Consider the following 8695-nt stretch of genomic DNA (forward strand, 5'->3'; position numbering starts at 1 on the left):
CGAAGGCAAAGTCAAAAACAAGATCAAAAGTTTCGCGCCTGAAGGCGCTCCTACAGGGGGGCGGGGTGGTTGTGGGTGACGTACCAGCGCCACAGGCCGTAGGCGACGAGGGTGAAGCAGGTGGAGACCGCGGCGAGCAGCAGGCCGCTGTGGCTGACCAGCGGCGAGAGCAGGCCGGCGATGGCGGCGTTCGAGAGCAGGCCGACGAAGGCCTGCATCGAAGAGGCGCCGCCGCGCTGGCGCGGGTACATGTCGAGGATGGCCAGGGTGACGATGGGGAAGACCAGCGCGATGCCGAAGGCGCCCAGCGCCGTCGGCAGCACCGCCCAGGGCAGGCTGGGCGATTCAACCAGCGCGTTGTAGCCGAGGTTGTACACCGCGGCCACGCCGCAGCAGGCAAAGCCCCACTCCACCAACCGCTTCCCGGTGATGCGCCCGGCCGCGCGGCCGCTGACGAAGGCGCCGAGCATCATGCCGCCGATGGTGGGCGCGAAGAACCAGACGAAATCCTGCTCGCCCAGGCCCAGCAGGCCCATCACGAAGTCGGGCGCCGAGCTGATGTAGAGGAACAGCGCGCCGAAATTGGCCGTGCCCGCCAGCGCCAGCAGCCGGAAGCGGCGGTTGGACACCATCGCCCAGTAATCGCGCAGCATCGTGCCGGCGCGCAGTGGCGTGCGCGCCTCGGGCGGGTGGCTCTCGGGCAGGCCCCAGGCCGTGAGCACGCCCAGCAGCACGCCGAAACCGGCCAGGAACCAGAAGATGCCGTGCCAGTCGGTGAAACCCAGGATCCAGCCGCCGATCACCGGCGCGATGGCCGGGGCGATGCCGAAGATCATCGAGATCTGGCTCATCAGCCGCTGCGCGTCGTCGCCGTCGAGCGCGTCGCGCACCACCGCGCGCCCCACGATCAGGCCCACGCCCGCGCTCAGGCCCTGCAGCGCGCGATAGGCCAGCATCGTCGTCATGTCGGTGGCCAGGGCCGCGCCCACCGAGGCCAGGGTGAAGATGGCGATGCCCGCCAGCAGCACCTTCTTGCGGCCGATGGCGTCGGAAATGGGCCCGTGGAAGAGCGACATCGCCGCGTAGCCCAGCAGGTAGACGCTGATGGTCTGCTGCATCGCCACCTTGCCCACGCCCAGGTCCCGCGCCATCAGCTGGAAGGCCGGGAACACGGTGTCGATGGAGAACGGACCGAACATCGCCAGGCCGCCCAGGATGAAGGCAAGCCGGCGGCGGGAGATGGCGAGGTGGGGAATCATCGGGGCCGGCCAGTCTACCAACCCCGCGGGGTTAGCCCCGCAGGACTGGAGCCACTTGCGCTAACGGGCTATCTTGCGGCCAATGCCCTTCCGGACCGGCCCGGCCACCCCCCGCCCCTGGTTCCGCCCGCTGGCGCGGGGCGCGGCGCTGTGCCTGCTGCTCGCCCTGCCCACCTTCGCCCAGGCCCCGCAACAGCAGCCCGACCCGCAGGCCACCGAGCGTTTGCTGGCCTTCCAATCGGACGCCGCGCCCTGGCTTGAAACCCTGGCCACCGCTGCGCGCGGCGAGCGCGGCCGCGTTCGCCTGGCCGTGGCGAACGCGCGTTTCGCCCGCGCCACGCGCAGCCCCGCCGGCGAGGAGTGGCTTCGCCTCGCCGCCGACACCGCCCGCCGCGGCGCCTACCACCCCGAACGCGTGGGCGCCCTGTCGGCGCTGAGCGACGACGCCTATCGCCGCGGCGACATGGCCGCCGTCATCGCCATCGAAAACGAGGCCCTGGCCGACGCGCGCCGCTACGGCGACCGCCGCGAAATCGGCAGTTCCCTCTACGGGCTGGGCATGGCCGACATGGCCGAAGGCCGCCTCGACCAGGCCGAGGCCCGCTACCGCGAAGCCATCGCCATCTGGCGCGAAGAGGGACGCGAGCGCCAGATCGCCTTCGCCGAGCGCGCCCTGGGGCGCGTGTTCGAGACCCGCGGCCAGTACGCGGAAGCCGTGGAGATGCAGGTGAATGCGCTGGAAACCATGCTGCGCATCGGCCGCCCGATCGAGCAGTCGGAAAGCTACTACACGCTGGCCAAGCTGTTCCTCAACCTCGAGGACCACGAGGCCGCGCTGGAGGGCATCAACCAGTCGCTCGCGCTGATTGGCGACACGCCGCCGGATTTCCCGCTGGGCCTGAACCTGATCCTGCGCGCGCAGGCCCGACTCAGCCTGGGCGATCACGATGCAGCCCTCGTCGATGCGGAGAACGCGATGGCGGCGTTCCGCCGTGCCGGCGGCGACCTGGGCCCGGCGCTGGGCAGCCTGTCGCTCGGCCGCGCGCAGTTCGCGCTGGGCCGGCAGGAGGAAGGCCTGGCCACGCTGCGCGAGGGCCGCGCGCTGGCCGCGAAGCTCAACGAGCGCCTGCTCGACTCCGACCTGGCGCTGGCGGAAGGTGAATCCCTGGTGGCGATGGGTCGCCCGGCCGAAGCCCTTGCACCGTTGAACCAGGCCTACGCCATCGGCGAAGGACTGCAGCTCGACCGCCTGCGCCAGGACGTGTCGCTGGAGCTCGAAAAAGCCTACTCCGCGCTCGGCCGCACCGCCGAAGCGCTGGCCGCCAGCAAGCAGGCCTATGCCTTCCGCACCAAACTCTCGCGCTTCGACCAGCTGGGCCAGCTGGCCGCCGGCAACGGCAGCGCCCGCGCCCGCTTCATGGCGCTCGAGCCCGCGCCGGCGCCCGCCCCCGCACCGGAAGCGCGCGAGGTGGCCCAGGCAGGCAGCAACCCCCTGCCCACCTGGATCTGGGCCCTGGCCCTGCCCACCCTGCTGCTGGCCTGGGGCCTGGTGCGCGTACTGCGCCACACCTACCGGCTGCGCGACGAAAAGCGCCAGATCGCCGCGCGCCAGCAGGCGCTGGAAACGGAGCACCAGGCCCTGCGCGAGCGCGTCGCGCTCGACCCGCTCACCGGCGCGCTCACCCGCCAGGCCTTCGCCACGGAACTCTCGGCCCTGCTCGCGCACGCCGAGAACCACGGCCGCAGCGTGGCGCTGCTGGTGTTCGACCTGGACAACTTCAAGACCATCAACGACCAGCACGGCCACCTGGCCGGCGATGAGGCCCTGCGCCTGGCCACCGGCATCGCCCGAGGCAAGCTGCGCAGCGACGACCTGCTGGGCCGCTTCGGCGGCGACGAGTTCCTGGTGGCCTGCGAGGGCCTGGACCAGGCTGCGGCCGAGGCCCTGGCCGAGCAGCTGCGCTTCGACCTGGTGTGGCGCGCCCCCGACGCCACGCCGCCCATGCCCGGCCTGAGCCTGAGCGTGGGCGTGGCCGTGGCCGACCTGGGCAAGGGCTACGACGCCGGCGACCTGTTCCACCGCGCCGACACCGCGCTCTTCCGGGCCAAGCGCGCCGGCCGCAACCGCGTGGTGGGCGACGACCCCGCCCACGCCGGCGACGCCGACTCGCGCCGCGCCCGCCAGTGGAACGACGCGCTGGCCGAACCCTAGGCCGCCGGGGCCGGTAGAATCGGGGTCTTCCCCCGATCCACCGAGCAAGACCCCGAATGAGCGAACCCGCCCGCCCCGCCTTCCACGGCTTCGAGCAGATCCCGCTGCGCGAATACGCCGAGCGCGCCTACCTCGACTACTCGATGTACGTGGTGCTCGACCGCGCCCTGCCCTTCCTGGGCGACGGCCTCAAGCCCGTGCAGCGCCGCATCGTCTATGCCATGAGCGAGCTGGGCCTGGGCGCCACCGCCAAGCCCAAGAAGAGCGCGCGCACCGTCGGCGACGTGATCGGCAAGTTCCACCCGCATGGCGACAGCGCCTGCTACGAGGCGCTGGTGCTGATGGCCCAGCCCTTCTCCTACCGCTACCCGCTGATCGAAGGCCAGGGCAACTTCGGCTCCACCGACGACCCCAAGTCGTTCGCGGCGATGCGCTACACCGAATCCAAGCTCACGCCGATCGCCGAAGTGCTGCTGGGCGAGCTCGGCCAGGGCACGGTGGACTGGGTGCCCAACTTCGACGGCACCCTGCAGGAGCCGAGCTGGCTGCCGGCGCGCCTGCCGCACCTGCTGCTCAACGGCACCACCGGCATCGCGGTGGGCATGGCCACCGATATCCCGCCGCACAACCTCAATGAAGTGGTGAGCGCGGCCGTGCGCCTGCTCGACGACCCCGACGCCACCGTGCGCGACCTGTGCGAGCACGTGCGCGGCCCGGACTACCCCACCGGCGCCGAAATCATCACCGCGCCCGAAGACCTGCGCGCCATCTACGAAACCGGCGGCGGCAGCGTGCGCGCCCGCGCCACCTGGCTGCGCGAAGGCGCGAACATCGTCATCACCCACCTGCCCTACCAGGTGTCGCCCTCGAAGATCATGGAGCAGGTGGCGCAGCAGATGCGCGCCAAGAAGCTGCCGTGGCTGGAGGACCTGCGCGACGAGTCCGACCACGAGAACCCGGTGCGCCTGGTGCTGGTGCCGCGCAGCAACCGCGTGGACTTCGAGGGCCTGATGGGCCACCTGTTCGCCACGACGGACCTGGAGAAGAGCTTCCGCGTCAACTTCAACATCATCGGCCTCGACGGCCGGCCGCAGGTGAAGAACCTGCGCGACTTCCTGTCCGAATGGCTGCTGTTCCGCACCGACACCGTGGCGCGGCGCCTCAAGCACCGCCTGGACAAGGTCGAGCGCCGCCTGCACCTGCTCGAGGGCCTGCTGGTGGCCTTCCTGAACCTCGACGAGGTGATTCGCATCATCCGCACCGAGGACGAGCCCAAGCTCGTGCTGATGGCGCGCTTCGGGCTGAGCGAGGAGCAGGCCGAGTACATCCTCGAGACCAAGCTCAAGCAGCTGGCGCGGCTGGAGGAAATGAAGATCCGCGGCGAGCAGGACGAGCTGGCCAAGGAGCGCGAGAAGATCGTCGCCACCCTGGGCAGCAAGGCCAAGCTGCGCAAGCAGGTGAAGGACGAGCTGCTGGCCGATGCGAAGAAGTTCGGCGACGAGCGCCGCTCGCCGCTGGTGCAGCGCGAAGCCGCCCAGGCCATCAGCGAAACCGAGCTGGTGCCGAGCGAGCCGGTGACGGTGGTGCTGTCGAAGAAGGGCTGGGTGCGCGCCGCCAAGGGCCACGACGTGGACGCGGCCGCGTTGAGCTACCGCGACGGCGACGGCCTGCTGCAGGCCGTGCGCGGCCGCAGCACGCAGCAGGTGGCCTTCCTTGATTCCACCGGCCGCAGCTATTCCACGCTGGCGCATTCGCTGCCCAGCGCGCGCGGCAACGGCGAGCCGCTGAGCGGCCGCTTCAGCCCGCCGGCGGGTGCCGGCTTCGTGGCCGTGGCCGCGGGCGAGAACGACCTGCGCTACGTGCTGGCCTCGAGCCACGGCTATGGCTTCGTCACCCGCTTCGAGAATTTCACCGGCCGCAACAAGGCCGGCAAGGCCCTGCTCAACCCGGGCGAGGGCGAGGTGCTGGCGCCCGCGCCGGTAACCGACCCGGCCAGCGATTGGGTGGTGTCGATCACCAGCGCCGGCCACCTGCTGGCCTTCCCGCTGGCGCAGCTGCCCGAGCTGGACAAGGGCAAGGGCAACAAGCTGATCCAGATTCCGCCGGCCAAGCTCAAGGCCGGCCAGGAGAAGGTGGTGGCCATCGCCAGCGTCCGCCAGGGCGGCGAGCTGACCATCTACAGCGGCAAGCAGAAGCTGGTGCTGAGCTGGCGCGACCTGCAGGCCTACGAAGGCACCCGCGCCAGCCGCGGCAACGCCCTGCCGCGCGGCTTCACCAAGGTGGACCGGGTGGAAGTGACGGCGTGAGCGAGCTTCCGCCCTGCCCTGCCTGCGGCTCGGCCTATGCCTACGCCGACGGCGCCCTGCTGGCGTGCCCCGAATGCGGCCACGAGTGGGCGCCGGGCGAGGCGGCCGCCAGCACCGAGGACGTCCGCGTCGTGCGCGACGCCAATGGCAACGTGCTCGCCGATGGCGACACCGTGATCGTGGTGAAGGACCTGAAGATCAAAGGCTCCTCGTCCGTGGTGAAGGTGGGCACCAAGGTGCGCAACATCCGCCTGGTGGATGGGGACCACGACATCGACTGCAAGATCGATGGAATTGGAGCGATGAAGCTCAAGTCGGGGTTTGTGAGGAAGGATGGGGGCTGAGGGGTATCGCTGCGACCCGAGCCAGGCTTACTGCGCAACTTCAGAACTGCAGACTGGCGAGTAATCGGGGCCAGGCACAGTCGATTTCGCCGCTCGACCGATGATGGGCGCGGCGGGGGCCTGACTCTGGTGCCAGGGTGAGAAAAGTTCCCAATCGCTCCCTGCCGAGATAACTCGCCACCTACTTTCGGCGATATCCAGCCATCCAGAGGCATAGCACGGCCTGCGCCTTTCTAGACCGCTGCTTGACGGTGCTAACCCGGGGATGCAGCATCCGGGGAAGACCGGCTCTTGCCGGTAGATAAGAGAGTTAGGCCAAAGTGCGCGAGATCGAGGTCTGCCCAAACTGCTCGGCTAGATTTGAGGCCCGGGAGTGGCTCACTTCCAGCGGCATTTCTGTGGCACTCGGCTTCATTGTCCTCCCGGGCGTGTCGGCCGAGGTCAAGTGTCCCGGCTGCGGTCGCAAGTTCTCTGCTCGCACGCTGCGCTTCTTCGGGTTCCTGTCGCCAAATGCGCTTCGCTGGGCCATGCTCTCCGTTGTTGTCTTGGTGGTGGCGGTGGCCGTAGGCTCTTCTCTAGGGTAGGTCACGGCGGCCTAACCAGTCATTCAAGCCGACGCCTTCGGCGCGGCTTAACTCAGGCGTTAGGCCTGCTGATGGAGATCTGTATGGGCTGGTCAGAAGAGGGACTTTGCGCATTCCTGGACCGCCAAGGTGTACCGAGGAAGTCCTATTCGATCGGGAAGGATCAGGACGAGTCGTACTGCCTAGTTCCTGAAGGGAACGAGTGGCTCGTGTACTACTCTGAGAGAGGCAGGCGAAACGAACTGGGCTGGGGCAAGAGCGAAGACCAAGGGCTGAATCTGCTCAAGCTCTTTGTGCTTGAGGGCGTCCCCACAAGTCTCCGGGCGCAGGCCTAACTAATCATTCAAGCCGACGCCTTCGGCGCGGCTTAGCACAGGCGTAGGGCCTCATGGGGAACGTGCTCAGCAATCCGTTGGATCAGGCTCTGGCTGCAGCAGCCAATGGTCCATTCTTTCCGGACTGGGAGTTCCATGCTCTTTTTGGCCTCAGCAGGTCAGAGGTCTCTGCACTGATTGGGACAGCAGGCGATGCGCCCAAATCTGAACAGCACCGGACGGTCGTGGGAAATGCGGTTAACAATCTTCTCGGCTACCCTCATGAACAAGAGTCGCAGTGGTTGCACTGGCTCACCTGCACACCTCGGGAACTGGAGTCTGCTTACAACGTTTGGCAGGCCTCGAGCCATGAGGCCTAACTCATCATTCAAGCCGACGTGCCTTCGGCACGCGGCTTAACTCAGGCGTTAGGCCTCATGAGCGACATCTCCGCAAACTTCAAGGATCGCTTCATCTCATCCCTGCCCGCCGTCCCTCCAGACCTCGACCTTCGGTTTGATGAGTTCGTGGTGTTTGACGCCAATGTCATTCCAGTCCGCCTTGCAAAGGAAGACTCATGCCTTCTAGAGGATCATGGCCTTCCGCGTGATGCCGCTCCATTTCTTTCGTTCCACGCGTATTCGCAACCCGAAATTGAGTCGCGTAAACGGCATTTCGGTATTCCGGAGTCGTACTTCCCAATCGGCCACAATGGCTCCGGGGATATTCTTGCCATTGATACGGACAGTCGAGAGGTCGTCTATTTCAATCACGATAATCACAACCAGAGAGTGTTCATTAATTCGTCAGTTCGACAATTTGCCGAAAGCCTATGCATTTATCAGGAGCACCTTGGCAATCGCACAATGGCAGATTGTCTACGCGCGATTGCTGCCATAGACGCGCGAGCAGCAACTACTGGGTCCATGTGGCAAACCGAGGTAATCTCGGAGTTGGCCAATGAGGCCTAACTAGTCATTCAAGCCGACGCCTTCGGCGCGGCTTAACTCAGGCGTTAGGCCTCTGACATGCATTGCCGCACTTGGTTTGCTACATCGCTGATTATCGGCCTACTGGCATCTTCCGTAGAGGCAAAGTGCGCCCATGCCCCGATTTCTGTAGAAGTCCTGGTAACGGATACTTTTAGCGCACCGATCGCCGGCTCCGTGACAAAGCTTGCGTGGGACTATGAAAGAACTGAGCCGGAGTTCACGCATTCTGTAGCAGACTCCCACGGCAAGTCCTCGCTTAGCATCGTGCCGTCTGGCTACGAGCGCTCGAGCATTTTCCGAGGCGATATCTGCGGCGAACCAAAGGGGCACCCTGTCGTGTGTGCGGACGCACCGGGATACCGGGAAACGTGCAGGTCGCTACCCCGTGACCTAAAGCAATCGGTAACCATCGTGCTAGAGGCAGGTCGCGACGATGAGGCCTAACAAATCATTCAAGCCGACGTGCCTCCGGCACGCGGCTTAACTCAGGCGTTAGGCCAATGAATTTCCCAAGTTACGAATTTGCTTTGATTCTGGCTTTCGGCACCGCATCGCTCTCGCTCGCTGTGGATGACGAGATTCCGTCTCCCGACCAGGCTCAAGACATCACCTATGGCTCACCAGAAGCAGCACTAGAGTCTCTGCGACTCAAAGAAGGTGTGACCATTCGCGAGGAGAACGACT

General features: G+C 66.7%; 6 protein-coding genes. 5 read left to right on the top strand and 1 reads right to left on the bottom strand.

Annotation, left to right across the window (positions count from 1 at the left end; translation table 11 throughout):
* Nucleotides 1-50: 50 nt before the first annotated feature.
* Entirely contained in the window at nucleotides 51-1259 is a 1209-nt protein-coding gene (locus tag ABS41_RS12860; RefSeq protein ID WP_290595024.1) for a multidrug effflux MFS transporter, read from the bottom strand.
* An 82-nt stretch (nucleotides 1260-1341) separates the two neighbouring features.
* Between ABS41_RS12860 and ABS41_RS12865 the strand changes: the two genes are divergently transcribed.
* From ABS41_RS12865 to ABS41_RS12885, 5 genes are all read left to right on the top strand, one after another.
* On the top strand, nucleotides 1342-3471 hold the full coding sequence (locus tag ABS41_RS12865; RefSeq protein WP_290595025.1) for a diguanylate cyclase: 2130 nt from the start codon (nucleotides 1342-1344) through the stop codon (nucleotides 3469-3471).
* Between the two features lie 56 nt (nucleotides 3472-3527).
* Nucleotides 3528-5777 (top strand): DNA topoisomerase IV subunit A, encoded by a 2250-nt coding sequence (parC, locus tag ABS41_RS12870; RefSeq protein ID WP_290595026.1) that lies wholly within the window; start codon nucleotides 3528-3530, stop codon nucleotides 5775-5777.
* A complete protein-coding gene (locus ABS41_RS12875; RefSeq protein WP_290595027.1) occupies nucleotides 5774-6121 on the top strand; it encodes a zinc ribbon domain-containing protein YjdM in 348 nt (115 codons plus the stop codon). Before parC ends, ABS41_RS12875 begins: the two co-directional genes overlap by 4 nt.
* Nucleotides 6122-7456: 1335 nt before the next feature.
* Nucleotides 7457-7990 carry an SMI1/KNR4 family protein gene (locus tag ABS41_RS12880; protein WP_290595028.1) on the top strand — a complete coding sequence of 178 codons (534 nt, stop codon included), beginning with the start codon at nucleotides 7457-7459 and terminating at the stop codon, nucleotides 7988-7990.
* A gap of 521 nt (nucleotides 7991-8511) precedes the next feature.
* A partial coding sequence (locus ABS41_RS12885) for a hypothetical protein (protein ID WP_290595029.1) occupies nucleotides 8512-8695 on the top strand: 184 nt, incomplete at its 3' end.

This window comes from Arenimonas sp. SCN 70-307 (assembly GCF_001724815.1).
Taxonomy (GTDB): Bacteria; Pseudomonadota; Gammaproteobacteria; order Xanthomonadales; family Xanthomonadaceae; genus Arenimonas.

Excerpts from the sequence above, each read along its gene's own strand:
- ABS41_RS12865 (WP_290595025.1), top strand. The coding sequence starts at position 1,342 with ATGCCCTTCCGGACCGGCCCGGCCACCCCCCGCCCCTGGTTCCGCCCG.
- ABS41_RS12860 (WP_290595024.1), bottom strand. The coding sequence starts at position 1,259 with ATGATTCCCCACCTCGCCATCTCCCGCCGCCGGCTTGCCTTCATCCTG.
- ABS41_RS12880 (WP_290595028.1), top strand. The coding sequence starts at position 7,457 with ATGAGCGACATCTCCGCAAACTTCAAGGATCGCTTCATCTCATCCCTG.
- parC (WP_290595026.1), top strand. The coding sequence starts at position 3,528 with ATGAGCGAACCCGCCCGCCCCGCCTTCCACGGCTTCGAGCAGATCCCG.